The organism is Patiriisocius sp. Uisw_047, from assembly GCF_047730165.1.
Lineage (GTDB): Bacteria > Bacteroidota > Bacteroidia > Flavobacteriales > Flavobacteriaceae > Patiriisocius.
In genome coordinates, this window is sequence record NZ_CP159834.1 from 1,253,613 (window position 1) to 1,278,998 (window position 25,386).

Below are 25,386 nucleotides of genomic sequence, written 5' to 3' on the forward strand. Positions count from 1 at the left end.
GAATATTTAAGCAATGCTGAACCTTGTATTTTTGAAGAAGTATGAGTAGGTTTCTAAGCGACATTTGAGGTTTAGCATAGCTTTAACGTGCTATATTCGTTATTGGCCTTTAGTCTTTGTTACTTTGCGGCTCATTAAAAGCAGAGGATTATGAAACTTATATCAATAAGAAGAAAGACAAGGAATGAAAAGCGTTTTTCAAAAAAAATGGGAATACTGACTACGAAAGTGGTGTATGTCCAAAAGCAATTTTTGAATATCCCATTTAAAACACTCCATAAATATCGTGAAACCTATTATGGTGAAATGAAAGATTGTGAGGACTGCCAGATTGCGGTGTAGCTTGATATCAAACAAAAAAATGCCATTAACTAAGTAGTAGTTAATGGCATTTTTTCACACTCAATTTTTGTATAATTTACGTTACTCAATGCTAGCTTTTGCAGTAGCTACGCTACGATCAATCTTACGCATTAAGCCTTGCAGTACATTTCCTGGACCAACTTCTATAAATTCTGTAGCGCCATCTTTAATCATATTTTGCATACTCTGAGTCCATTTTACTGGAGCTGTAAGTTGAAACATTAAGTTCTCTTGTATTTTTTTAGGATCTGTTATGGCAAACGCAGATACGTTTTGGTAAATAGGACAGGCAGGTGCAGTAAAAGTAGTTGCTTCTATGGCAGCCGCTAATTCTTCTCTAGCAGGTTCCATCATTGGGCTATGAAACGCACCACCTACCGGTAACAACAAGGCTCTTTTAGCTCCTGCAGCTTTTAATGCTGCACAAGCGCTGTTGACTGCTTCGATCTCTCCGCTGATTACTAACTGTCCTGGGCAGTTATAGTTGGCCGCTACCACGATACCGTCTTGGTCTGCGCAGATGGCTTCTACTAGATGGTCTTCTAGTCCTAAAACTGCAGCCATAGTAGACGGTGCAGCTTCACATGCTTTTTGCATAGCAAGCGCACGCTTGTAAACTAATTGTAATCCATCTGTGAATGCTAAAGTTCTGTTAGCTACTAGTGCAGAGATTTCTCCTAAAGAATGTCCCGCCACCATATCTGGGTTAAAGGCAGTTCCCATTACTTCTGCAAGTATGGTAGAATGCAAGAATATTGCTGGTTGTGTAACGTTAGTTTCCTTTAGCTGGTCTGCTGTCCCTTCAAACATCACTTTCGTAATGTCAAATCCTAGGGTTTCATTTGCAGCTTGAAACAAGTCTCTTGCCTTGGCAGATGCCTCGTATAAGTCCTGACCCATTCCTGTAAATTGGGCGCCTTGTCCTGGAAATATATATGCTTTCATTGTTGGTTGGTTTATGTATGTTCTCGCGAATATACTTTTATTTTCTCACCCATGTTTCATAGGTAAAAGCAACGTCGTGTTTATCGTCTCTCTCGTGTTTCTCTTCTGAAATTTTCTCCCATCGAGCGCTATCTATTTTTGGAAAATAGGTATCTGCGTCAAAGGTACTATGCACGCGTGTGAGTTCAATTTTATCTGCGACTTCTAGTCCCAGATTATAGATTTCGCCTCCACCTATAATAAAGGGTTGTTCGTCGTGTATCGCTTTTAATAGCGCTGCATCCATAGAGGTAACCACAAGAACATCGTGTGCGCGGCTCTCTGGAATAACCGGAGTATATTCTTTATTGCGCGTAATAATAATGTGCAGTCTATTCGGTAAGGGTTTTGGGAAAGACTCAAAAGTTTTGCGTCCCATAATAATAGGATGCCCTGTAGTCAGTTTTTTAAACCTCTTAAAATCATCTGGCAAGTGCCAGACTAAATCGTTGTCCTTGCCAAGTTCGTTTTTCTCGCCAGCGGCGGCAATTAGTGTAATCATTTTTACTCTGGAAGTTGATTCGAGTTGTTTTTTTTTACTTCAGGAAGTTCTGTTTTGGTTGAATCAGTCATGCTTTTTAAAGCTTCTTGTTCTTTAGCAATTTTGTTTTCTTTTACCACTACTTCTTTAAGGGCTTGCTTTTTAAGTTCGGCAACACGAACTTCTTGCTTTGCTTTTAACTTTTCTAGTTGTTCGTTTTCCCATTCTTTATCCATGAATTTATTCATGATAAACACATTAAAAACATGAATGAGTAATAAAAATGCCCAAATGATAATTGCCCAAACATACCACCCTGACATGATGATCTCGTGACCCATTTTAAGTACGACATCGAGTATTATAAATAAGATAGAACCTGCTAGAAAGAATACAAAATGTCGCATCAATCCTTTTTTCTGTGCGATACGTTTACGCGCATACTCGTATTGCTCTCTAGATTCTGAATCTAATCTGTCTGTTTGTTTGTTTTTTGAAAACATAGTTAGTTATCTTTATGCTAACGTAAAAATACCTATTTTTTAGGTGCAATACTGTGTACTTATGCAAGATTTAAGAAATGAATTCCCGGCGCTTAACAAACAGGTTTACTTTAACTCCGCTAGTTCTGGGTTGCTGTCAAAATCACTTTTAGACTGGCGACGCGCACACGATGTGGATTATTATAATAATGGAGTAGATTTTGTTCAGCGCAAAGAAATACCCGAGTATGCAAGAGGGAGTGTAGCGCGGTTGTTTGATGCGAAGCTAAGCGAGACTGCATTGGTGCCTAATCTTAGTTTTGGAATCAACATAGTGCTCGACGGCCTTTCTAAAGGTCAAAAAGTATTACTATTAAGAGAAGACTATCCTTCCTTACGGTGGCCTGTAGAGACAAGAGATCTAGATGTGTGCTATGCCAAGATCGATGAGCATCTAGAAGACAATGTTTTACAAGCAGTTGAAAAACACAAGCCAGATATTTTTATGTTTAGTATTGTACAATGGTTATCTGGAATTAAAATTGACTTTGAGTTTTTAAAACAGTTAAAGTTTAAATACCCAAACATGTTGCTTGTGGCAGATGGTACTCAGTATATGGGTACAGAGCATTTCAGTTTTAAAGATAATGCAATTGATGTATTAGGGGCTAGTGCTTATAAATGGCTGTGTGCTGGTTTTGGTAATGGCTTTATGTTAATCAAAGAAGACGTGCAAGACCGTATTTCCCCCAAAACAATAGGGTTTAACTCTGCAGATACTTTTGACAGTAAACCTACAGACACGCGTTTTATTAAATATTTTGAACCAGGGCATCAAGATTCACTCGCATTTGGGAGTCTAGATCAAGCGATTAAAAAAGTAGAGCAAATAGGAATTCAGCATATTTCAAAAGCAATAAAGAGCCACACGCATCACGCTATAGAGGGTTTGATAGAAAAAGGACTTTTGCCTAATGCGTCAAAGTCCAGAAAGGGCCACTCATCAATTGTGAACTTTACCGGCAACAGAGAATTATTTAAAAAATTAGCAACAAATAATATTATTTGCTCCCTTCGTGGTGGAGGTATTCGTGTGAGTTTTCATTACTACAATACAATCGCAGAGGTAGATACTTTGCTTAAATTGTTATAATTAATTAGTAACCTTTACGCCCTTCCAGAATGCAATATGCCCTTCAATAGCTTTTGCAGCATGTGATGTTTTTGGGTAAAACCAGGCGGCATCCGTGTTGTCTTTTCCATCCACTTTTAAAGAAAAGTAAGAAGCCACCCCTTTCCAAGGACAGTTGGATTGAGTTTCACTGCTCTTAAAATATTCCTTCTTTATACTGTCTGCAGGAAAATAATGATTATTCTCAATGACAATAGTATTGTCACTTTCTGCGATTACTTGATCGTTCCAGATTGCTTTCATAAAATGAGTTTTAAATGTGTAGTTTTTGTTTGTGATCGTTTTTTTTTATAATTGTGTGCCGTTAAAATTTACTTTATAAATACGTAATTCTTGTAATAGCCTTTGGCGTCTGTTATGCTTTTAGTTATTTTAAGTCCAGATTCTTCAGCAAGCCAAGTTACAATAGCATCGTTATATTTTTGAGAGATCTCTGTGTGGATTGTTTCCCAAGGTTTAAATGTGATGCTTAAATCTATTGCTGAAATTCTAACATCTTGTGCTTTAAGCGATACCAAAAAGCTTTTTGCAGTTCCTGTTTCTGGGTCATATACTTCCCAGTGTTTGAAGGCTTTTAGATCAAAATTTCCACCCAATTCATCATTAATACGTTGGAGTAAATTTTTATTAAAGGCTTCCGTGATTCCCTCTGGATCATTATAGGCATCCAGAATCGTCTGCGGATTTTTCATCTGATCAAAGCCCATAAATACTAAATCACCTTCGTTCATGATGTCTTTCAATTGCGTTAAGAAATCAATCGCCCGATGATGCAGTAGATTGCCAATGTTAGAGCCAAGTACCATAATCACTTTTTTACGAGTATGGTATTGCTGTAACCGCTCTAAGACTTCAAAGTATTCTCCTTTTTCTGCATCTACCTTGAGACCTGGAAGCTCTTCAGCTAGTGTCACCGAAAGTGAATCTATTGCGTTCTGACTGATGTCTATAGGTTTATAGACGAATTTTGCATTGTTCTCAACAAGATATTTGAGTAATATTTTTGTTTTTTTACCATCTCCAGCACCAAGCTCAATGAGGTCAAAGCCGCTTCTTTCTTCAAACAGTGCTGCAATTTTGGACGTATGAAGAGAGAAGATTTCAAATTCTGAATCCGTTAAATAATACGACGGCATCGCCATAATATTTTGAAAGAGTTTGTCACCTTTCTTGTCATAAATGTATTTTGACGAGAGGTATTTAAGCTCACTCGTCAAGCCTTCATGTACTTCTTTTTTAAAGGCGGTGTTTAGCCTGTTTACTGTTTTTGTAATCATTTATTTTGCAAGTCTAATGCCGGTATATTGCCAGCGTAAATTGGTTGGAAAAAAATTGCGATAAGTAGCACGTATGTGTTCAGGAGGTGTGGCAATAGAGCCTCCTCTGAGCACTTTCTGATTCACCATAAATTTACCATTATATTCACCTAAGGCTCCATCAGGTTTTTTGTAATTAGGGTAGGGCAAGTAGGCGCTCTCTGTCCATTCCCATCGTTGTCCCCAGTTAAAATATTTTTGCGCCGATTCCCATTCAAATTCGGTAGGAAGTCGACACTCTTTGTATTGTGCATAGGCAAATGCTTCAAAATAGGAAATGTGCGTTAAAGGTGAATCACTATTTATTTTTTGCAATCCATTCAGGGTATAGTGATACCACACACCACCTGCTTTGTGCCAGTACATAGGCTGCGTGATTTCATTTGTTTTAACCCAATCCCAGGCTTCTGCGTGCCATAGATTAAAATCTTTATAGCCTCCATTTTCAATGAAATCTATATACTCACCATTGGTCACAAGAGCACTAGCAATCTCAAAATCTTGCAGATACACCTTGTGTCTTCCTAGTTCGTTGTCATAATGAAATTGCGATTGATCCTCTTGACCTATTTCATAAATACCTTCTTGAATAGGAACCCAAGTAGCGTTTTCTTCAACACTTTTATGTTCTATAATGGCATCACTATAACTAGGTAATAAAGGGTTGTTGCCTAAAATATATTTTATGTCTGTTAGTAAAAGTTCTTGATGTTGCTTCTCGTGATGAATCCCAACAAGAACAAGCGCTCTTACTTCTTTGGAAATGCCAAGAGATAGGAGCTCTATCATTTCTTGTGTCACGTAATGCCGATAGTCATATACTTTGGCCACGCTTGGTCTTGAGAGGTTTCCGCGGTCACTCCGCACCACTCTTTTGCCTAAAGTTTCGTAATAGCTATTAAATACGAAAGCAAAATCTTCATTAAAAAGCTCGTAATTGGGTTTATGATGTTTCAGAATAAAGGCTTCAAAAAACCACGTAGTATGCCCTAGGTGCCATTTAGGTGGAGAGACATCTATGATAGGCTGCACTACATAATCCTCTATTTCTAGAGGTTTGCAGAGTTGTTCTGTATGTTGGCGCGTTTCAGAAAAAAAGGAAACGAGTGTTTCTGTTGTAATCATAAAAAAAGTGGCTTGACCTATTTGTCGAGACACTTTAAAGATACTTATTTTAAAAAGCAAAAATGTTTAAGAGTTGTTAAAGCTAGTCATGCTTGCTCATTTTATTTTTTATCCTATTTAAAACTTTTTCAGAACGAAGTGCTATTTTCCCGTCTTAAAATTAAAAGGAACTTTATAATTAATAGCCCGTGGTTTCCCTCCTAACATGCCTGGCTTCATTTTAGGGAGTAACATAATATTGCGTCTCGCCTCTTCTTGTAAACCTTTGTTTCCGCCAGCGATACTTTTTATTTCTGGAAGTCCTTTTACATTAATCATAAAATCTACAACAACCCTTCCTTCTATGTTTTTTTTGTATTCAGCCATTGGGTATTTAAAATTCTTCACAACGTGGGCGTTCAGGTTTTTTGTGAAACAAGATTTTTTTGCAGCAATAGATCCAGAACAGCCTGGCCATACAGGTGCAATCTCATTCAGGGTAAGTTTGTTTTCTTTCATGTCTCCCCATTCTTCTTGGGCAAAAGTTACGGTTGATACAATAAGGGCAAAAATAAGTAGGATATTTTTCATTAGGTAGGGGTTAAATGGCAACGGCACCTTTAATGTGCGGATGCGGGTTATAATCTGTTAATGTAAAACTGTCAAAAGTGAAGCCAAAGATGTCTTTCACTTCAGGGTCAAGGGTCATTTTTGGTAAAGGGCGGAGTTCCCTTGATAATTGAAGCTCAATTTGCTCCATGTGATTACTGTAAATATGAGCGTCGCCAAATGTATGGATAAAATCTCCGGCTTCATAGCCACAAACTTGTGCCATCATCATGGTGAACAACGCATAAGAGGCGATGTTAAAAGGTACTCCTAAAAAGATATCTGCACTACGCTGATAGAGTTGACAGGATAGTTTACCATTCGCTACATAAAACTGAAAAAACGCGTGACAGGGTGGTAATGCTGCTTTTCCATTTGCTACATTTTCAGAAAATGGTTTGCTTGTGTCTGGCATCACACTTGGATTCCAAGCGCTCACCATCATTCTGCGACTGTCAGGATTGTTTTTAAGCGTTTCAATAATATCTGCGATTTGATCGATTCCCTCACTGTTCCAGTTTCGCCATTGATGGCCATACACAGGACCTAGGTCTCCATTCTCATCTGCCCAATCGTTCCAGATCCGGACACCGTTTTCTTTAAGATAGTCAATGTTTGTATCTCCTTTTAAAAACCAAAGAAGCTCATAAATAATAGACTTTAAGTGCACCTTTTTTGTGGTCACCATAGGAAAGTCCTCACTGAGGTCAAAACGCATCTGGTAGCCAAAAACACTTTTTGTCCCTGTGCCAGTTCGGTCAGATTTTTCTGTTCCTTCTTTTAATACGTGTTTTAATAGATCGTGATATTGCTTCATTTTAAATGCCCGCGAAGTCGGGTAACTTATTTGTTAATTAGAGGTCTTTGTTGCAGGCCTAAAAATATAAAAGTAGCACAGTTCTATTAGCTCAAATCAAACGGATTTATTATAAGTTATTAACTAGTGATTTTTGCTGCAAATAATATTATGTCTTAAGATTTGGATGAAAATTACCCAATCAACATTCCAGCAATAGTAGCCGTCAATAATGCTGCAATAGTACCTCCTATTAATGCTTTAATCCCAAACTTAGCCAGAACAGGTCTTTGCTTAGGCGCTAGTACTCCAATACCTCCTATTTGAATCCCAATGGATGCAAAGTTTGCAAACCCACAAAGTGCATATGTGGCAATCACAATAGAGCGATAATGTACAATGGTTCCTGAAGCTTTCATCGCGCTCAAGGAGGCATAGGCGAAGAATTCGTTTAATATGGTTTTCTCTCCTAGTAATTGCCCGACGGCGGTAATATCTTCTGTGGGAACTCCTATGATCCAAGCAATTGGGGCAAATATGTTCCCTAATAAATACTGTAGTGAAAGTCCCTCGTACCGTCCATCTGTTGAGGCGGCTATCACATCATTTAATCCTGTGGGAGCGCCTATCCAGTCGATAAAAATCCAATTAAATACTGCGATTACTGCTGTAAAAACTAAAAGCATTGCACCAACATTCACAGCCAGTTTTAATCCTTCTGTGGTTCCTCTGGAGATTGCATCGAGTACGTTTGTTCCTATTTTGTCTTTGCTTATGTCTAGTTTTCTGTCTACTTCTTCGGTTTCAGGATAGAGCATTTTTGCAATAATAATAGCTGCAGGTGCAGACATTATTGATGCGGTTAAAAGATGTTTTGCAAACTGAGCTTGCTGTATGGGATCATCGCCCCCCAGAAAAGCAATGAAGGCCGCGAGAACACCACCGGCAATGGTGGCCATACCACCTACCATAAGACATAGCATCTCAGACTTCGTCATTTTGTCTAGATATGGTTTTACGACTAAGGGAGCTTCTGTCTGTCCAATAAAAATATTTGCCGCGGCAGCAAGACTTTCTGCGCCGCTTAAGCGCATTGTTTTACTCATTACCCAAGCAAAAGCTTTTACAAATAATTGCAAGATTCCTAAATAATACAGTAAAGAGGTAAATGCAGAAAAGAACACGATGGTAGGCAATACTTTAAAGGCAAATATGTACCCAAAGGTAGTCATGTCTGTCACCAGACCACCAAAAAGAAACTCAGCTCCTTTTTCGGAGAAACTTAAAAACTGAACTACTTTTCTTGAAATGAAGTCAAATATTCTGGCCACATAAGAAACCTTTAATACTAAAACAGCAAAAATGACTTGCAGTGCGAGTCCTGTTGCTACTAATCGCCAATTAATTTTTCTTCGGTTGGCACTCAATAGAAAACAGACCAGAAGTAAAAACACCATCCCGATTAATCCTCTACCTATGCTGTTTGCGTTAACACCTACAGATTGTGATTCATCTAACTGTAAGTTGCTGTTTGATGTTTCAGGAATGATAGCAGGCATAGCTTCTTCTTGCGAAGGGGAGGTAAAACTATAGGTTACCTCATTCGCTGTAAAACGTAAAGACGTATCTGTGAGTTCTTTTATTCGGTATCTACGAATCGTATCTTTAGGTTGCGAGAAAAAAAGCACCAATAAATTATCTTGATACATATAATCTCCAGCCGCTTGTAGATTGTCTTTTGAGGCTAATGAGTAGGTAAAGGCGCCATCTTCTAAACTAAAGGTATCACCTTCAAAAATTTTATAAATTGAATCTCCGGCAGTATTTGTGATTGCGGCAAAATCCCAATCTCGTTCTATAGTTTGGCCTTGTGCCAAGGCGATAGAAAAGATAGAAAGAGCACAAATAATGAGATAACGCATAAGTTGAGAAATAGTTTACTTTATTGTCTTTTGGATAGTTCGTCACGGATGCTGGCAGCTTTTTCGTAGTCTTCTGAGGCAACTGCTTTTGCTAGCATTTTATCAAGTTCCTTGTTTGAGAACTTTGTATAATCTTCTGAAACTGCTTTTTTGCTTTCTTTGTCACCTCCTGTGATTAAGTCTTCTATAAGAGCTTCTTCTTTTCCTATATCGTGTGTTTTGTCGTCTGTTCCACCGGCTTTTAGATAGACACCCGCCGAGTCTAAAATGTCTTTGTAAGTGAAAATTGGGGCATTAAAACGTAATGCTAATGCAATGGCATCGCTTGTTCTTGCGTCGATAATTTCTTCTATTTCTTCTCGTTCGCAAATTATACTTGAGTAGAAAACACCATCCACAAGCTTATGAATAATAACTTGCTTTACTACTATGTCATACCGGTCAGAAAAGTTTTTAAACAAATCGTGAGTAAGTGGGCGAGGCGGTTTAATCTCTTTTTCTAAAGCTATTGCGATAGACTGTGCTTCAAAAGCGCCAATAATAATTGGTAGCTTACGGTCTCCATCTACCTCATTGAGGATAAGAGCGTATGCGCCATTTTGTGTTTGGCTATAGGAGATTCCTTTTATGTTTAAGCGTATTAGGCTCATGCGTAGCGGTTCAAGGTTTAGTGTTCTAGGTTTAAAGTTAGTGTGAGTAACAACAAATAGAACAAATCAATTCCCCCTTTGAAGGGGCTAGGGGATGTAAAGCCCGGCAGTTTAAAAATAAAACTAATAAAAGACTGTTTAAACGAGGTGTTTCCCTATTTAAACAGCCTTTTATTGGAGGCACAAATTAATAAAAAATAGCGTTGTTACCATTCCTTTTTTGATAAAAAGAAATTACTCCGCTTTCTATTAATCCTATTGGTTAGTTATTCTGAGCCTTGAAGGCCTTCAGTTTTTCGTTTAATTGCGGCACAACTTCAAAAGCGTCTCCTACAATACCGTAATCTGCTGCTTTAAAGAAAGGAGCTTCTGGATCGTTATTGATGACAACTTTTACTTTAGAAGAATTGATTCCTGCTAAGTGCTGGATTGCTCCACTGATACCTATAGCAATGTATAAAGTAGCCGCAACCGGCTTACCTGTTTGTCCTACATGCTCACTATGTGGTCTCCATCCCATATCACTTACGGGCTTAGAGCAGGCGGTTGCCGCGCCTAAAATTTCTGCCATCTCTTCTATCATTCCCCAGTTTTCTGGTCCTTTAAGACCACGACCTGCACTCACTACAATCTCAGCATCTGCAATCGTCACCTTGTCTGTTGCTTTGTCTACGGATATAACTTCAGTAGAAAAATCTGCATCTGTTAAAGATGGTGTAAATGCTTCAGTAGTACCTGCACCGCTACTTTCTTTTAATCCATATGCGTTTTTACCTAGTCCGATAATTTTGACATCAGTTGATATTTCCGAAGTAGCAAAAGCCTTATTTGTAAAAACGGTATGTGTTAACTTAAATGGAGCAGCACTTAATGGTAATGCCGTTACGTTTGCTACGTAGCCCGCTTCCAGGTTTACAGCTACTAAAGGAGCCATAAACTTGCTATCTGCACTTGAGGTAAGTATTACCACTTTTGCGCCTTCTGCCTTCGCAGCTTGTGCAACGACATCTGCATAAGCGGCGGCATTAAAATTAGTTAATTTGTCATTTGCAACTTCAAGAACCTTGTCTGCGCCATAAGCAGCTAATGCACTTGCGTCACCACCGTTTACAGAAACAGCAGTCACCGATGTTCCCATCATATCTGCGATTCCCTTTGCGTAAGACACCGCTTCTAGTGCGATTTTCTTGAACTTACCATCTTCTGATTCTGTGTATACTAATATGCTCATCGTTTTAAATAAAATTTCAAAATTCAAATCTCAAATCCTAAAGAAGGGTGTTTGTGATTTTTTTTTTGTGATTTATAATTTATTTTTTTGTGATATTGCTTCCCTATTGTCTTTGATTTTTCTACCAGAGGGAGAAAAATTCATCCGCCAATTATCATTTGTTATTTATATTACTTTCGCTTCATTATGTAAAAGATCTATTAAGTCATCTACATTCTCTACTAGTTTAACTGCACCTCTTGGAGCTGGTTTTTCAAAGCTGACGGTTGTTGTCTCGCTGTTTGCTTCTACCGCTTCTTTTACGTGAAGTGGCTTTTTTCTTGCCATCATGATTCCTCTCATGTTTGGGATACGTAGATCGCTTTCTTCCACGAGTCCTTTTTGTCCTCCAACTACTAGGGGTAAGGTTGTTTTAATAGTTTCTTTACCACCGTCTATTTCGCGGATTGCTGTAACGTCTGTTCCGTTTACTTCAAGACTGATACAAGTGTTTACAAAATTCGCGTCAATCAGTTTTGCTAACATTCCTGGTACCATTCCTCCGTTATAATCAATAGATTCACGACCCCCAATGACTAAGTCATACCCGCCGTCTTTTACCACAGCAGCTAATTGTTTTGCTACAGAATACCCATCTGTTGCTGGTGTATCTACTCTAATTGCCTCGTCTGCGCCAATGGCTAAAGCTTTACGCAATGTAGGCTCTGTTTCTGCACCACCAACATTTACAACGTGCACACTCGCCGCTTGTTTTTCTTTAAACCACATCGCACGAGTTAAACCAAACTCATCATTAGGGTTGATTACAAACTGCACACCACTAGTGTCAAACTTGGTATCTCCATCGGTAAAGTTAATTTTTGAAGTGGTATCTGGCACGTGGCTGATACATACTAAAATCTTCATATATCGTTTCTTTAAATTAAGTGAAATTCATCGTATTTCTGAAATTTGACTGGTTTGAAACCTAGCGCTGTTTCTTTTAAAACACGGAATGCGAAGATAGGGAATTATTGTTAAATTTGCTATGCGTGCATAGCATTTATTTTGGTTGAATTATATAAAAGTACCCTCTAATTTTAGTAAACAAAATCGTCTTTTTCAGAAAATACTATTATTTTTGTTGATCTAAACGTGTAAATGCAATCACCTATTCTGAGTCAGTAAAATTTCAGGGGCAAAAAACATTATAATTTTGAAGTGTTACTTGTCACAAGTAATACAAAAAAAAAAAATATCCGAATACTGAGCCTTAGATAGACTCAGGATAAACTAAATCGAAGTATGAAAACAATACAATTTAGAGAAGCGATTTGCGAGGCGATGAGCGAAGAGATGCGCAAAGACGACACTATTTTCTTGATGGGTGAAGAGGTTGCAGAATACAACGGCGCCTATAAAGCAAGTAAAGGGATGTTAGAAGAGTTTGGCGCAAAGCGAGTGATTGATACGCCTATTGCAGAACTTGGTTTTGCTGGGATCGCTATTGGTTCTGCTATGAACGGTAACAGACCCATTGTAGAGTATATGACATTTAATTTCTCTCTAGTTGGTATTGACCAAATTATAAACAACGCAGCAAAAATTCGCCAAATGAGTGGTGGGCAGTTTAATTGTCCTATCGTTTTTAGAGGGCCAACAGCCTCTGCTGGCCAACTAGCAGCAACGCATTCACAAGCTTTTGAAAACTGGTTTGCAAATACACCGGGACTAAAGGTAGTAATACCTTCTAATCCGGCAGATGCAAAAGGATTATTAAAGAGTGCGATTAGAGATAACGATCCCGTAATCTTTATGGAGAGTGAGCAGATGTATGGAGATAAAGGTGAAGTGCCAGAGGGAGAATACTTAATTCCACTGGGTGTCGCAGAAATTAAAAGAAAAGGAACTGACGTTACAATTGTTTCCTTCGGAAAAATCATAAAAGAAGCCTACAAGGCTGCAGATCAATTAGCTGAAGAAGGAATTGAATGTGAGATTATAGATTTACGTACTGTGCGACCTATGGATCGTGATGCAATTTTGACTTCGGTTAAAAAAACAAATAGATTGGTAGTGCTTGAAGAGGCTTGGCCTTTTGGAAATGTTGCCACAGAAATAACGTATTTAGTTCAGAATCAAGCCTTTGATTACCTAGATGCCCCTATTGAAAAAATAAATACAGCAGATACACCTGCACCTTATTCGCCAGAGTTATTTAAGGAATGGTTGCCTAATAGTGATGATGTAGTAAAGGCAGTGAAAAAGGTGATGTATAAAAATTAATAAGTCCATACAATTTTAATTAAACCTGTCAGTTCTTAAAGACCTGACAGGTTTCTTGTTTCCGCAGAAACTTTAAGAATACTTTAGGTTGTGTGTGGCAGCAAGCAGTTATTATTATGGCGTAATTTGCGCTAAATTAAAACGACCTACCGGGGAACTGTTTTTAAATGTTTATGAAAAATTTTATTTTCCTAATAATTATATTAAGTGCTGCCGTTGCGTTTTCGCAAACGAAGGTGAGTGGCGTCATATTAGATGAGACTGGACTTTCGGTGCCTTTTGCAAATGTTGTTTTTAAAGATAGTAATGAGGGGACGATTAGTAATGAAGACGGGAGGTTTTACCTGCAAAGCGATACGAACTTTGATACATTAATCATCTCTTTTCTCGGGTACGAGTCACAAGAAATTAATATTTCAGAAAAAACAACTTATAAACTAGAGATCATTCTAGTAGAAGAAGCCTCTTCCTTAGGGACGGTTCAAATCTTTTCTGGCAAGACTGATAAAAAGAATAATCCTGCCATCGATATTCTGCGAAATATTTGGGAAAATCGTCGCGATAATGGTGTTAAAAAGTTTGACCAATACACCTACGATAAATACGAAAAGCTAGAGTTTGATCTTAATACAATTGACAGCTCGCTTATTAAAAGTAAAGTGTTTAAAGGGATGGAATTCATCTTTGAACAAATAGATACGTCTAGAATTACGGGAAACAGTTACCTGCCTATTTTTGTCAATGAAGCTTCTTCTAAGATCTATGGAGATAACAAGCTGAAGGATGAAAAAGAGACTCTTGAAGGAAATAAGAACTCGGGTTTTAGTAACAATCAGACGCTTATCGCGCTTGTAAAAGATCTTTACAGTGAGTATGACGTCTATGACAACTATCTCAAATTTTTTGATAAATCTTTTACTAGTCCTTTATCTAGGACGGGGATTGATGTGTATAATTATGTATTACAAGACAGTGCCTACCGTGATAATAAATGGTGTTATAATATTGTGTATTACCCGCGACGAAAAAACGAATTGACCTTTAAAGGAGATTTTTGGGTAAACGATTCTACCTGGGCAATTAAGGAAATAAATATGCAAGCTTCAAAAAGCGCCAACTTGAACTGGGTGCGTGAAGTGTATATTGAACAGGAGTTTGACGTGCTTAATGACTCTATATTTTTAATCACAAGAGATTACTTTTTAAGTGATTTTAGCATTCGTCAAAAAGAAGAAGCACAAGGCATTTACGGAAAGCGAACTACCATTTATGATAATTACGAGTTTGACATTCCGAAGAAGAAATCATTTTATAGCAAACAAGTTGACCCGTATACATTTGAAGTGTATAATCGAGATGATGAATTCTGGGAGGAACGACGCCTAGAAAAATTAAGTAAAGATGAAAAAGGGGTGTATGCAATGCTTGACACCTTAAAAACGGTACCTAGATTTAAAATGCTCTATGATGTTGGGGCAACGCTGGTATCGCAGTACTATTTAGTAGAGCCAATTCATCTTGATATTGGACCCATATTTTCAATCTTTGGCTTTAATGAGGCAGAAGGGTTACGATTACGTTTAGGAGGTAGAACTTATTTTGGTCAGAACGATTCTTGGCGTTTAGAGGTGTTTGGTGCCTACGGTTTTAGAGATGAGCGTTTTAAATATGGTGTTTCTGGTAAAATCTTAGTGGATAGGGCCAGTAGGCTTATTTTGTATGCCGGCAATAGAAAAGATACAGAACAGACGGGTGCAAGTTTAACGGTGAGTAATGATGTTTTAGGCAGGAATCTAGCATCTTCCTCATTGGTATCTGTTGGAGCAAATGATAAATTAACACGTGTAAATTTAACTTCTTTAGGGGCTTCTTTGGAGCCTGCAAAGAATATGGAGATCCGGTTAAATGGAACCTATCGCACATTACAATCTGCAACCAGAACCTTCTCATTAGATTACTTTGATACCGATGGTGAAGTACAAGATGTAATACATCAACCAGAGCTTAGTTTATCATTTAAATATACACCAGGCCGCAAAGTTTCTGGCTACGGTGTGGAGCAGACCTTAGTAAATGACTACTCGTTCCCTACCTTCTTTTTAAGTTACACCAGAGGTTTTAAGGAAGTGCTAGGGGGCGATTTTGAATATAATAAAGTACAGGCCTTATATACACAGCCTTGGAACATAGGAGGAGCTGGTCGTTTATTTTCTACTATAGAGCTAGGGACAACATTTGATCCCGTTCCTTTGGGATTACAAAGTCCTATCCCTGGTAATCAGACACTCTTCACTATTTATAATACATTTTCACAGTTAGATTTTTACGAATTTGTGAGCGATACTTATGCTACGTTACATTTGCAACATAATTTTGGAGGTCGTATTTTTTCACGCATCCCGTTACTACGAAAGTTAAATTTAAGAGAGATTGTAGCTTTTAGAGCTGTGTATGGTGAGATTAGTGATGAGAGCATAGCCTTAAATGGCCCTGATGTGCAACTCTTGCGAGCACCAGAAGATGTCTACTATGAGTACTCTTTAGGAGTGGGTAATATCTTTAAGGTATTTCGGTTGGATTTTAATTTCCGCGGAAATTATCTAGACAAAACAGAAAATCCAGATGCCCGAAAGTTTGGAATCACTGGAGCGTTTTCTTTCTCTTTTTAAACCCTTACTAAAGCCCCTTCAATGCGCTCTTCTAAGTGTAGGAGCGATAGCTATCCTTATAGTTTAATTAAACAGCCTTCTAGTTAATTTCACTACGTAAATAGCATCAATGTTTAAACTTTGTTAAAAAAAAGTGTAAACTAACAAATTGTAGTATTTTTGCACCCCAAAAAAAAGAGGACTATGAGCGCAACAGCAAACAAAACATTCGATGTTTTAATCGAAATCCCAAAAGGGAGTCGTAACAAATATGAATATGACTTTGACTTACACAAAATACGTTTTGACCGTATGTTGTTTTCTTCTATGATGTACCCTGCAGATTATGGTTTTATTCCAGAAACTTTAGCACTAGATGGAGATCCGCTTGATGTATTAGTTTTAGGAACGGAGCCTACCTTTCCTATGTGTGTGATGGAAGTGAAGCCTATAGGTGTTTTTCATATGGCAGACGAAAAAGGAAATGATGAAAAGGTAATATGTGTTCCTGTGTCAGATCCAATATGGAACTCATTAAATGATTTGAGTGATGTAAACCCTCATACGCTAAAAGAGATTGAACACTTTTTTCAAGTGTATAAAGATCTTGAGAAGAAAAGAGTAGATGTAGAAGGATGGGGTGATGCTCAAGAAGCCTATGATATATGGCACGCATGCATAGCGCGTTATGATAATAGCGAACACAAAGCAAAAGGAAATTTCACTATTTAGAGATTGATTATCAATGTATTAAAGACCCTGTTAAAGCCAATTTAACAGGGTTTTATTATTGAGCTTATTTTCATACTTTTGCGGCCTAAATTAATTAATCAAAATATTTATGGAATCAATTATGATTTATATGCCAATCGTCTTGGCTTTAGTAGGTCTAGCTTATATGCTTGTCAAGAAATCTTGGGTAATGAAGCAAGATGCCGGTGACGGTAAAATGAAAGAAATTTCAGATCACATTTATGAGGGAGCGCTTGCTTTCTTAAAAGCAGAATATAGATTGCTTACCATTTTTGTAATTATTGTGAGTGTTCTACTTACCATAGTTTCTTTTGTAGTAGATACGACACACTGGTTAATTGTTATCGCTTTTATTTTTGGAGCTATATTTTCTGCATTTGCAGGAAACATTGGGATGAGAATAGCAACAAAAACAAACGTACGTACAACACAGGCAGCTCGAACAAGTTTACCTAAAGCATTAAGCGTCTCTTTTGGAGGTGGTACTGTAATGGGGCTTGGTGTTGCAGGTCTTGCGGTATTAGGATTAACAGTATTCTTCATTTTCTTCTTCCATTTCTTTATGGGCGGAGTATGGACTAATACAATGGATATGACAATCGTTCTTGAAACCCTTGCTGGTTTTTCTCTAGGAGCAGAATCCATTGCTTTATTCGCACGTGTAGGTGGGGGTATTTATACCAAAGCTGCTGATGTAGGTGCAGATTTAGTAGGTAAAGTAGAAGCAGGAATCCCGGAAGATGATCCTCGTAATCCTGCAACAATTGCAGATAACGTAGGTGATAATGTTGGTGATGTAGCTGGAATGGGTGCAGATTTATTTGGGTCTTACGTTGCAACAGTACTAGCTGCAATGGTTTTAGGTAACTACGTGATAAAAGATATGGGCGGCAATATCGCGGATGCTTTTGGCGGAATTGGACCTATCTTATTACCAATGTCTATCGCTGGTGTTGGGATTATCATTTCTATGATTGGTACTATGTTAGTTCGTATTAGCAATAATGATGCAAAAGAATCTCAAGTAATGGGAGCTTTAAACAAAGGAAATATTGCAGCCATTATAATGGTAGCCCTAGCTTGTTTTGGTTTATGTAAGTGGATGTTGCCAGAAACGATGAAAATGGAATTCTTCGGTGAAGGGTTACAAGAAATATCTTCTATGCGTGTGTTTTACGCGACACTAGTTGGTCTTGTAGTAGGAGCTGTTATTTCTGCAGTGACGGAATACTATACTGGATTAGGTAAAAAACCTACCTTAAAAATTGTACAACAGTCATCTACTGGAGCAGGAACCAATATTATTGCTGGTCTTGCGACAGGTATGATATCTACATTCCCATCTGTATTATTATTTGCTGGAGCAATCTGGGCATCGTATGCATTTGCAGGGTTTTATGGAGTAGCACTTGCTGCATCAGCGATGATGGCAACAACAGCTATGCAATTAGCTATTGATGCTTTTGGACCTATTGCAGATAACGCTGGTGGTATTGCAGAAATGAGTGAGCAAGATCCAATAGTACGTGAAAGAACAGACATCCTGGATGCCGTAGGAAATACAACTGCAGCAACAGGAAAAGGTTTTGCTATCGCTTCTGCAGCACTTACATCTTTAGCATTGTTTGCTGCCTATGTAACGTTTACGGGTATTGATGGTATTAATATTTTTAAAGCGCCAGTATTGGCTATGTTATTTGTAGGTGGAATGGTACCAGTAGTATTCTCTGCACTTGCAATGAACGCAGTAGGTAAAGCAGCGATGGAAATGGTACAAGAAGTGCGTCGTCAGTTTAGAGAAATTCCAGGAATTATGGAAGGTACAGGAAAGCCGGAATACGATAAGTGTGTGGCTATTTCTACAGAAGCGTCCCTAAGAGAAATGATGTTACCGGGATTATTAACTATTGGTTTCCCATTAGTAATTGCATTTTTACCGATGGCTTTCGGAATGGATAATTTAGCAATCGCTGAAATGTTAGGTGGTTATATGGCTGGTGTTACTGTAAGTGGTGTTCTTTGGGCAATCTTTCAGAACAACGCAGGTGGTGCTTGGGATAACGCAAAAAAATCTTTTGAAGCAGGTGTAGAGATTGATGGAGAAATGACGTACAAAGGTTCTGAAGCTCACAAGGCGGCAGTTACTGGAGATACAGTAGGAGATCCATTTAAAGATACGTCTGGACCATCAATGAACATCTTGATTAAACTTACTTGTTTAATAGGATTAGTAATCGCGCCTATCTTGGGAGGTCATTCAGATGCTTCGGAAATAGGAATGAATGAAAATACACAAGAAATGATGATGATTGATGCTGATGGTAATAAGACGGTATCGGACGTGACCAATGTTGATGGTAGCACTCTTGTGAGTGAAGAAATTACAAAAGAAGTTTCTGTTGAGATGACTACTGAAGGTGATGTATCTTCAGCAACCGTTACAACAGCCACAACAGAAAATGGAGTTACAGTAACAGATACTCAAGTATTCACTGGAACAGAAGAAGAGGTTAGAGCGCAAGTAGCAGCTTTAAAAACTATGGAAGTAAAAGTTGTCAATTAAACTAGGGGCTAAATCCTAAAGTTATATTAAAGTCCTACCGCTCTGGTGGGACTTTTTTTTATAGCGTATTTTTATAGAAACCCGATACTATATGTCCTTCTTCAGTAAAGACCCACTTCAGATTATTGCCTTCCAAAGTTATGGCACCGCAGATCATTTATACCTTCGAGGCAGAGCTATTGAAGATGAGAACATAGACCTTGAAGGAAAAGGTTTCTTCAAGCTGATCGCTAATAACTGGAAGCGTTTTGAGACAGACGAAATAAGAAATACCGAAATCACGATTAAACTTGGAGACAGTCGCGTGTTTGAAACCAAGACGGATGCTAAGGGTTATTTCAAAATTTCCGAGGAAATAGCGAACCTTCAAGAACTCACAAACTCTGAAGGCTGGTTACAGTATGAGATCTCTTATAGAAATGCGGTCAAAGGTCGAAAGATCCAGCAGGAGAATCGTTTTCTAGGGGAAATGTTGATTTCTTCAACCAGCGCATCGTATGGTGTTATTAGTGATATAGATGATACTATATTACATACAGGCGTTGCTTCTACGATGAAGTGGCGTGTACTAACTAATACCTTTTTTAAACGAGTAGAAAAGCGCTCGCCACTAGAAGGTGCGGCAGCACTCTATCATAAACTGCACAAAGGAACTACGGGAATTGACGCAAATCCTATTTTTTATGTGAGCCATAGCCCTTGGAATTTATACTGCTATCTAGACTGTTTTTTAACTAAAAACAGCTTCCCGAAAGGTCCCATTCTATTGAGAAACTTGCCAAATCCTTTTAAAAAGAAAGGGATAGAAGAGAAGCCTCAAAAACAAAAAGAGATTATTGACCTTTTAAAAATGTATCCAGATTTACCTTTTATATTAATAGGAGATAGTGGCGAGCACGATGCAGGTATTTATATAGAGATTGCAGAAGCTTTCCCTAATAGAATAAAAGCTATTTACCTGAGAAGTGTGAAACACGAGAAAAAAATGCGCCGCATAAAAGGACTGTTTGAAAATTATAAAACCACACCCACTTTGTTAGTTGAAACAAGCGCTGCTGCAGAAGAGCACGCTAAAGAAAATGGTTTTATTGCTTAGAATTTTGAATTTGTGATTTTCTGTTTATTGTACCGGTAGTGATTGGTATTAATACCTTTTGTATATTACTGTTTAGACTTAAAGTAATCATAGGTGGCGAGTTGTGACTGAATTTTAGGATTATCATTTACCACATATGTATTGCTTTGGTGTTTGTCAATAATGCGGGCTTTCACATTGTCCCTTAGCTGAATATTAACAAGATCCATCAAGGTCTTTTTATGATCCTCATCATAAATAGGGGTTATTACTTCAATGCGGTGACTCAAGTTACGCGTCATCCAATCTGCAGAGCCGATGTAGATTTTTTGCGCTCCACCCGCTTTAAAAATATACAAGCGGCCGTGTTCTAAAAATCGATCTATGACAGAGGTGATTTTTATATTTTCGCTTTGCCCTGGTATTCCCGGAACCAACGAACACATACCTCTTATCAATAATTTTATTTTTACACCTGCATTACTTGCACGATATAATAATTTAATCATTTGCTTGTCTTGCAAACTATTCATTTTTAAAATTATTTCTGCAGGTTCATTACCTTCTGCGTATGCAATCTCATCGTTTACAAGCTCTGTAAAGCGCACTCTAGATGTAAATGGCGACACCAATAGGCGCTTTGTTTTAGGTACAATAATAACGCGATTAAGCACCGAGAATACTTTCTTTACTTCTTTAGTGATTTTTCTATTTGCAGTCATCAAACCAAAATCTGTATATAACGAAGCTGTTTTTTCGTTAAAATTTCCAGTGGCTATATATGCATATCTTGTAGTCTCTTTACCTACTTCTCTAGTGATGCTTAAAATCTTACTGTGTACTTTAATATCTGGATAGCTATAGATAACTTGCGCACCATTCTCTTCAAAAACCTTACCCCATTTAATATTGTTTGCTTCGTCAAAACGAGCTTTCACTTCAATAAAAACAACCACCTTCTTTCCATTTTGAGCGGCCAAGGCGATCGCATCATTGAGACGTGATTCTTTTGCTGCGCGGTAAATGGTGATTCGTATTTTTGTGACGTACTTGTCGGAAGCGGCTTCTTCAAGTAAGCGTATAACCGGTTCAAAAGATTGATATGGATAATGGATCAATTGATCCTTCGCATCAATCGCATCAAACATAGAATCGCAATCGTGTAATACAGGATGCGGTATTGGTATTAATTCTTTGTTATTAAGCTGCTTGTCGGTAGGATTTGGGAACCCAAAAAAGTCTTTAAAGTTATGATAACTTCCTCCCTTTATAATATCGGTTTTAGTAACGTCTAGTACTTGGTTAATTAGGTCAACGTGTCTCTTAGGCATTACGCTATCTACTAACACTCTAGTCGCTTGACCTGTTTCTCTTCTTTGTAAGGCGTCTTTAATCTTATCTTTTAGATTGCCAGAAAACTCATCTTCAATATATAATTCTGCATCCCTCGATATTTTTATTGAGTAGTATGTAGTGTCAATTTCACCTTTAGGTGTTTGCTTTAAATTGTACTTTAAGATATCATCAATAAATGTGATGTAATGTTTCCCGTTTTGCTTCGGAAATATAAAAAATCGAGGTTCATCAGCTGGGATTTCCACTATTTCTAAAACATCATCATTCACTAATGTAGTAAGGTACAGCGCTTCATTTTTAACAAAGGCCTCGTCTTTATTGCTTTGAGAATAAGACTTTACAGTAATCTTATCTTTTAATACTTCTGTAAAGTGATTTTTAGCAACTAGTTTTTGAGTAGTGGTAAACTGCGTGTAATTAATAAGATGAATACCTTCCTTCTTGAGAGATGGAATAATTTCATCATAAAATATAGCGCCAAATTCTCGCTGCTGTTTGTCCACCTGAACCTTTAGTTCTTTAAGCACTTTGTTGGGCTTATCGATAAGGCGGTTACGGAGCGGTTTTTCAATTTCTTTTATCTGTCGAATGTCGCTAACGCGTACTTTAAAAAACTCATCAAGATTAGAAGAAAAGATGGCTAAAAACTTGATACGTTCGTATAATAAGTTTCGTTCATCCGCCGCTTCTTGTAGCACTCTATGATTAAATCGCAACCACGATAAATCGCGGTGGTAAAATTTATTAGTGTATAATGAAGCCATGATATTTTAGCGTAAGCAGTACTGTTGTTACATATAACAAAATACGGACTAAAACTTGATAACTTGTGTTTAGGGAATGTTAAGTTTTTGTCAATAATAAACAAAACAAGCGCGTTTTAAAAGGATGCTATCATTGACTTTAAAATAGGTTGAGTTGTACTTAAAACAATCCGTGTAGTTCAGCGTCAATCTTGTTAAAGACTTCGCCTAAATGTTCTGGGTTAGAGACAAAGTCTAGATTATCAACGTCAAGAATAATAAGGTTCCCTTTGTCATAGGTGGTAATCCAAGCCTCATAACGTTCGTTAAGGCGACTTAAGTAATCGATGCTAATGCTATTCTCATACTCGCGGCCACGTTTGTGAATCTGGTTCACGAGATTAGGGATAGAGCTGCGTAAATAAATAAGAAGATCAGGACCTTTTGTCACACTTTCCATTAGATCAAAAAGCGATTTGTAATTTTCGTAATCACGATTTGTCATTAACCCCATCGCGTGTAGGTTAGGAGCAAAAATATAAGCGTCCTCATAAATCGTACGATCTTGAATTACTTTTTTACCTTTCTCTCTTATCTCGAGTATTTGTCTAAAACGACTGTTTAAAAAGTAGATCTGCAAGTTAAATGACCAACGCTCCATTGAGTTGTAGAAATCATCTAAATATGGGTTGTCTTCAACATCTTCGTACTGAGGTTTCCATTTATAATGTTTTGCTAACAAGCGAGTTAGCGTGGTTTTTCCCGAACCGATATTTCCAGCGATGGCTACGTGCATAATACTTACTTCTTTGGTTGGTTAAGGCTAAAAATAGCGACTTTTTCTCCGTTATAAATATACAGTAAATCTCGTTGTAGCTGCAAGCTAATAGGGAGTATTTCTTGGTATATAAGTGGTGTTAAATTCTCACTGCTCTTAGCTTTATATAGTAATTGAGATACAGTGCTTACCACCAGATTTTCATTGTCTTGTGTGAGTAATCTTCCTCCTGAAATTTTATAGACATACAGCAATCCACCATAAATATTATACTGTTTCACTTCTTGATCTGTGAGAACGAAACAGTAATTAAAATTTGAAGCCACCTCTTTTATTTCTGCCGTGATGGGCTGACTTATTTCTATTCTTTGCTGCGTACTGTAATTATAAAGTTCTATTTGTTGTGTGTCTGTGTTTAACAACCAAAGTCTATTATTACCAGCATTACGAGCGGCTCCAGCATTTAAAAAGCTGGGGAGATTATTAAAGTTGATGCGTTTTATTTCGTTTAATCTATTGTCTAGAAAAACAACTGTGTTAAATTCATTGTAGAACGCCACCACCTTTAGCGGGTTTATGATATCTAAGGTAGTAACATCACCAAGTTGGATATCACTAAACTGAAAAGTGCCTTTTACCCCAGATTTTGAAATGATATTATCTGTAATAGAATAGGTATAGTCATAGCTGTCTACTCCTATAAAAGTGTCTGCCGCTAGCGGGCTATTTCCTTGTAAGAGGAGCTCCTGCCCTGGACAGGTTGTAGTGAATAATAGGAATAGTACTATGCGAATCATACCTTGCCAAGTTACAAAAATTCCAATTATTTTTAATCATACCTCTTAACAGAGACCCAAGCAAATATCAATTAGGCTATTGTCAAGTTTCGCAAGGTGGGATTGATGTTGAGAGTTGGTATAAAAAATATGAAATAGACCAATTCTTTCCGGTGTATGTGCAAGTAGGAGTATCGTCAAAAGCACCATAGGTGTTAAAGACGGTAACAGAATAGTGATTTTTCTGCGGAAATATGAGAGATTTTAAACAAGCGAAGTAATTGTAGAATAGTATCGTCTAATAGTTATCAGGAATGGTTCTTGATTGTAACATTTCCGCAGAAAAAGCACTAATACCTTTATAAATTGATATTATGAAAAACCTATTATTTATTGCAATTGCATTAGCGAGTTTTACACTTGGAGCACAAAACGTAAGCGGAAAAGCGTATTACGAATCTAAAACCACTGTTGATATGGACGGTTTTGGAGGTCGAGAGATGAGCGAAGAAATGAAAAAAGGGATTATGGCGCGTATGAAAAGTATGCTTGAAAAAACATTAATCCTCTCTTTTGAAGGTGACGAGTCTACCTATAAAGAAGAAGAGAAACTTGAAGCTGGTGCCGGCGGTATGGGCGGGATGAGAATGATGATGGGGAGTTTTACACCTGGCATACAATACAAAAATGTATCGAGTAATGAGCTGCTAGAAGAACGTGAGTTTTTTGGGAAAGAGTTTTTGATTAGAGATACGATTGCAAATCTTGATTGGCAAATAACCAAGGAGCAGAAAATGATAGGGGAGTACGTAGCGATAAAAGCCACAGCGATAAAAAAGATAGATGAAAACGATTTTAGCTTTGCGCGCAGAAAAGGCCCAAGAGGCGATAGAGGAGTCCGCTCTGCTCAGGAAAAGAAAGAATACAGTGTCGTAAAAGCCAAGGCAGATAAGGAGCTCGCAGAAGACCCAATGAGCCAGATAGAGGTGCCAAAAGAATTAACGGTTACGGCTTGGTTTACGCCTATGATTCCTGTGAAAAATGGCCCAGCTGAATATGGTGGACTACCGGGTTTGATTTTGGAATTAAACATAGACAGGCAAACAATACTTTGCTCAAAAATAGTGGTGAACCCAGCCGATGGGATGGAAATTAAAAAACCGTCTAAAGGAAAAGAAGTTTCGCGAGAGGACTTTAATAAAATAGTAAAAGAGAAGACGGAAGAGATGCGTGAGAACTTTAGAGGAAGTGGCGGAAGACGCGGCGGTGGACGTTTTGGAGGATAATCTCTCGTAAATA

General features: G+C 37.8%; 23 protein-coding genes. 8 read left to right on the top strand and 15 right to left on the bottom strand.

The window, feature by feature from the left end:
- Nucleotides 1-150: 150 nt before the first annotated feature.
- Nucleotides 151-342: a hypothetical protein gene (locus tag ABXT71_RS05555; protein WP_415372853.1), complete on the top strand. Its 192-nt coding sequence runs from the start codon at nt 151-153 to the stop codon at nt 340-342.
- An 81-nt stretch (nt 343-423) separates the two neighbouring features.
- Here the strand turns inward: ABXT71_RS05555 and fabD are convergent, their stop codons facing one another.
- Genes fabD through ABXT71_RS05570 form a run of 3 tightly spaced genes read right to left on the bottom strand, consistent with a single transcriptional unit; the run spans nt 424 to nt 2,331 of the window.
- The gene (gene fabD / locus ABXT71_RS05560) at nt 424-1,308 is read right to left on the bottom strand and encodes an ACP S-malonyltransferase (RefSeq protein ID WP_415372854.1); all 885 of its coding nucleotides are present in this window, start codon (nt 1,306-1,308) and stop codon (nt 424-426) included.
- A 37-nt stretch (nt 1,309-1,345) separates the two neighbouring features.
- The gene (locus tag ABXT71_RS05565; protein ID WP_415372855.1) at nt 1,346-1,849 is read right to left on the bottom strand and encodes a dihydrofolate reductase; all 504 of its coding nucleotides are present in this window, start codon (nt 1,847-1,849) and stop codon (nt 1,346-1,348) included.
- Between the two features lie 2 nt (nt 1,850-1,851).
- Nucleotides 1,852-2,331, bottom strand: coding sequence for a 2TM domain-containing protein (locus tag ABXT71_RS05570; RefSeq protein WP_415372856.1), 480 nt, complete (start codon nt 2,329-2,331; stop codon nt 1,852-1,854).
- A 61-nt stretch (nt 2,332-2,392) separates the two neighbouring features.
- On the opposite strand from ABXT71_RS05570, the gene ABXT71_RS05575 reads away from it, so the two are divergent.
- Nucleotides 2,393-3,463 carry an aminotransferase class V-fold PLP-dependent enzyme gene (locus tag ABXT71_RS05575; protein WP_415372857.1) on the top strand — a complete coding sequence of 357 codons (1,071 nt, stop codon included), beginning with the start codon at nt 2,393-2,395 and terminating at the stop codon, nt 3,461-3,463.
- Here the strand turns inward: ABXT71_RS05575 and ABXT71_RS05580 are convergent, their stop codons facing one another.
- The 9 genes from ABXT71_RS05580 to ABXT71_RS05620 all read right to left on the bottom strand — a co-directional run bounded on the left by ABXT71_RS05580 (nt 3,464) and on the right by ABXT71_RS05620 (nt 12,036).
- A complete protein-coding gene (locus ABXT71_RS05580) occupies nt 3,464-3,745 on the bottom strand; it encodes a DUF427 domain-containing protein (protein WP_415372858.1) in 282 nt (93 codons plus the stop codon).
- 68 nt (nt 3,746-3,813) lie between these two features.
- Nucleotides 3,814-4,779, bottom strand: coding sequence for an L-histidine N(alpha)-methyltransferase (locus ABXT71_RS05585; protein WP_415372859.1), 966 nt, complete (start codon nt 4,777-4,779; stop codon nt 3,814-3,816).
- Nucleotides 4,780-5,943, bottom strand: a complete 1,164-nt coding sequence (gene egtB / locus ABXT71_RS05590; protein ID WP_415372860.1) for an ergothioneine biosynthesis protein EgtB — start codon at nt 5,941-5,943, stop codon at nt 4,780-4,782.
- Between the two features lie 141 nt (nt 5,944-6,084).
- On the bottom strand, nt 6,085-6,513 hold the full coding sequence (locus ABXT71_RS05595) for an energy transducer TonB (RefSeq protein ID WP_415372861.1): 429 nt from the start codon (nt 6,511-6,513) through the stop codon (nt 6,085-6,087).
- A gap of 10 nt (nt 6,514-6,523) precedes the next feature.
- The gene (locus tag ABXT71_RS05600) at nt 6,524-7,348 is read right to left on the bottom strand and encodes a thymidylate synthase (RefSeq protein WP_415372862.1); all 825 of its coding nucleotides are present in this window, start codon (nt 7,346-7,348) and stop codon (nt 6,524-6,526) included.
- A gap of 173 nt (nt 7,349-7,521) precedes the next feature.
- Complete coding sequence (locus ABXT71_RS05605; RefSeq protein WP_415372863.1) at nt 7,522-9,249, bottom strand: NupC/NupG family nucleoside CNT transporter; 1,728 nt, start codon at nt 9,247-9,249, stop codon at nt 7,522-7,524.
- Nucleotides 9,250-9,269: 20 nt separating this feature from the next.
- Complete coding sequence (locus ABXT71_RS05610; RefSeq protein ID WP_415372864.1) at nt 9,270-9,899, bottom strand: bifunctional nuclease domain-containing protein; 630 nt, start codon at nt 9,897-9,899, stop codon at nt 9,270-9,272.
- Nucleotides 9,900-10,161: 262 nt separating this feature from the next.
- Entirely contained in the window at nt 10,162-11,130 is a 969-nt protein-coding gene (locus ABXT71_RS05615; protein ID WP_415372865.1) for an electron transfer flavoprotein subunit alpha/FixB family protein, read from the bottom strand.
- Nucleotides 11,131-11,295: 165 nt separating this feature from the next.
- Nucleotides 11,296-12,036 (bottom strand): electron transfer flavoprotein subunit beta/FixA family protein, encoded by a 741-nt coding sequence (locus tag ABXT71_RS05620; RefSeq protein ID WP_415372866.1) that lies wholly within the window; start codon nt 12,034-12,036, stop codon nt 11,296-11,298.
- Between the two features lie 378 nt (nt 12,037-12,414).
- Between ABXT71_RS05620 and ABXT71_RS05625 the strand changes: the two genes are divergently transcribed.
- The 5 genes from ABXT71_RS05625 to ABXT71_RS05645 all read left to right on the top strand — a co-directional run bounded on the left by ABXT71_RS05625 (nt 12,415) and on the right by ABXT71_RS05645 (nt 20,455).
- Nucleotides 12,415-13,395: a pyruvate dehydrogenase complex E1 component subunit beta gene (locus tag ABXT71_RS05625; protein WP_415372867.1), complete on the top strand. Its 981-nt coding sequence runs from the start codon at nt 12,415-12,417 to the stop codon at nt 13,393-13,395.
- 173 nt (nt 13,396-13,568) lie between these two features.
- Nucleotides 13,569-16,064: a DUF5686 family protein gene (locus ABXT71_RS05630; protein WP_415372868.1), complete on the top strand. Its 2,496-nt coding sequence runs from the start codon at nt 13,569-13,571 to the stop codon at nt 16,062-16,064.
- A 183-nt stretch (nt 16,065-16,247) separates the two neighbouring features.
- A complete protein-coding gene (locus ABXT71_RS05635) occupies nt 16,248-16,775 on the top strand; it encodes an inorganic diphosphatase (protein WP_415372869.1) in 528 nt (175 codons plus the stop codon).
- A 109-nt stretch (nt 16,776-16,884) separates the two neighbouring features.
- Nucleotides 16,885-19,359, top strand: a complete 2,475-nt coding sequence (locus ABXT71_RS05640) for a sodium-translocating pyrophosphatase (RefSeq protein ID WP_415372870.1) — start codon at nt 16,885-16,887, stop codon at nt 19,357-19,359.
- Nucleotides 19,360-19,450: 91 nt separating this feature from the next.
- Entirely contained in the window at nt 19,451-20,455 is a 1,005-nt protein-coding gene (locus ABXT71_RS05645; protein WP_415372871.1) for an App1 family protein, read from the top strand.
- A 65-nt stretch (nt 20,456-20,520) separates the two neighbouring features.
- On the opposite strand, the gene ppk1 is transcribed toward ABXT71_RS05645, so the two are convergent.
- The 3 genes from ppk1 to ABXT71_RS05660 all read right to left on the bottom strand — a co-directional run bounded on the left by ppk1 (nt 20,521) and on the right by ABXT71_RS05660 (nt 24,108).
- Nucleotides 20,521-22,554, bottom strand: a complete 2,034-nt coding sequence (gene ppk1 / locus ABXT71_RS05650; RefSeq protein ID WP_415372872.1) for a polyphosphate kinase 1 — start codon at nt 22,552-22,554, stop codon at nt 20,521-20,523.
- Nucleotides 22,555-22,714: 160 nt separating this feature from the next.
- A complete protein-coding gene (locus ABXT71_RS05655; protein ID WP_415372873.1) occupies nt 22,715-23,329 on the bottom strand; it encodes a deoxynucleoside kinase in 615 nt (204 codons plus the stop codon).
- Between the two features lie 5 nt (nt 23,330-23,334).
- A complete protein-coding gene (locus ABXT71_RS05660) occupies nt 23,335-24,108 on the bottom strand; it encodes a hypothetical protein (protein WP_415372874.1) in 774 nt (257 codons plus the stop codon).
- A 353-nt stretch (nt 24,109-24,461) separates the two neighbouring features.
- Between ABXT71_RS05660 and ABXT71_RS05665 the strand changes: the two genes are divergently transcribed.
- Nucleotides 24,462-25,373, top strand: coding sequence for a GLPGLI family protein (locus ABXT71_RS05665; protein ID WP_415372875.1), 912 nt, complete (start codon nt 24,462-24,464; stop codon nt 25,371-25,373).
- The last annotated feature ends 13 nt before the right edge of the window (nt 25,374-25,386 follow it).

Excerpts from the sequence above, each read along its gene's own strand:
- ABXT71_RS05605 (WP_415372863.1), bottom strand. The coding sequence starts at position 9,249 with ATGCGTTATCTCATTATTTGTGCTCTTTCTATCTTTTCTATCGCCTTG.
- ABXT71_RS05570 (WP_415372856.1), bottom strand. The coding sequence starts at position 2,331 with ATGTTTTCAAAAAACAAACAAACAGACAGATTAGATTCAGAATCTAGA.
- egtB (WP_415372860.1), bottom strand. The coding sequence starts at position 5,943 with ATGATTACAACAGAAACACTCGTTTCCTTTTTTTCTGAAACGCGCCAA.
- ABXT71_RS05600 (WP_415372862.1), bottom strand. The coding sequence starts at position 7,348 with ATGAAGCAATATCACGATCTATTAAAACACGTATTAAAAGAAGGAACA.
- fabD (WP_415372854.1), bottom strand. The coding sequence starts at position 1,308 with ATGAAAGCATATATATTTCCAGGACAAGGCGCCCAATTTACAGGAATG.
- ABXT71_RS05595 (WP_415372861.1), bottom strand. The coding sequence starts at position 6,513 with ATGAAAAATATCCTACTTATTTTTGCCCTTATTGTATCAACCGTAACT.
- ABXT71_RS05640 (WP_415372870.1), top strand. The coding sequence starts at position 16,885 with ATGGAATCAATTATGATTTATATGCCAATCGTCTTGGCTTTAGTAGGT.
- ABXT71_RS05655 (WP_415372873.1), bottom strand. The coding sequence starts at position 23,329 with ATGCACGTAGCCATCGCTGGAAATATCGGTTCGGGAAAAACCACGCTA.
- ABXT71_RS05630 (WP_415372868.1), top strand. The coding sequence starts at position 13,569 with ATGAAAAATTTTATTTTCCTAATAATTATATTAAGTGCTGCCGTTGCG.
- ppk1 (WP_415372872.1), bottom strand. The coding sequence starts at position 22,554 with ATGGCTTCATTATACACTAATAAATTTTACCACCGCGATTTATCGTGG.
- ABXT71_RS05580 (WP_415372858.1), bottom strand. The coding sequence starts at position 3,745 with ATGAAAGCAATCTGGAACGATCAAGTAATCGCAGAAAGTGACAATACT.
- ABXT71_RS05635 (WP_415372869.1), top strand. The coding sequence starts at position 16,248 with ATGAGCGCAACAGCAAACAAAACATTCGATGTTTTAATCGAAATCCCA.
- ABXT71_RS05660 (WP_415372874.1), bottom strand. The coding sequence starts at position 24,108 with ATGATTCGCATAGTACTATTCCTATTATTCACTACAACCTGTCCAGGG.
- ABXT71_RS05620 (WP_415372866.1), bottom strand. The coding sequence starts at position 12,036 with ATGAAGATTTTAGTATGTATCAGCCACGTGCCAGATACCACTTCAAAA.
- ABXT71_RS05665 (WP_415372875.1), top strand. The coding sequence starts at position 24,462 with ATGAAAAACCTATTATTTATTGCAATTGCATTAGCGAGTTTTACACTT.
- ABXT71_RS05625 (WP_415372867.1), top strand. The coding sequence starts at position 12,415 with ATGAAAACAATACAATTTAGAGAAGCGATTTGCGAGGCGATGAGCGAA.
- ABXT71_RS05575 (WP_415372857.1), top strand. The coding sequence starts at position 2,393 with ATGCAAGATTTAAGAAATGAATTCCCGGCGCTTAACAAACAGGTTTAC.
- ABXT71_RS05610 (WP_415372864.1), bottom strand. The coding sequence starts at position 9,899 with ATGAGCCTAATACGCTTAAACATAAAAGGAATCTCCTATAGCCAAACA.
- ABXT71_RS05555 (WP_415372853.1), top strand. The coding sequence starts at position 151 with ATGAAACTTATATCAATAAGAAGAAAGACAAGGAATGAAAAGCGTTTT.
- ABXT71_RS05645 (WP_415372871.1), top strand. The coding sequence starts at position 19,451 with ATGTCCTTCTTCAGTAAAGACCCACTTCAGATTATTGCCTTCCAAAGT.
- ABXT71_RS05565 (WP_415372855.1), bottom strand. The coding sequence starts at position 1,849 with ATGATTACACTAATTGCCGCCGCTGGCGAGAAAAACGAACTTGGCAAG.
- ABXT71_RS05615 (WP_415372865.1), bottom strand. The coding sequence starts at position 11,130 with ATGAGCATATTAGTATACACAGAATCAGAAGATGGTAAGTTCAAGAAA.
- ABXT71_RS05585 (WP_415372859.1), bottom strand. The coding sequence starts at position 4,779 with ATGATTACAAAAACAGTAAACAGGCTAAACACCGCCTTTAAAAAAGAA.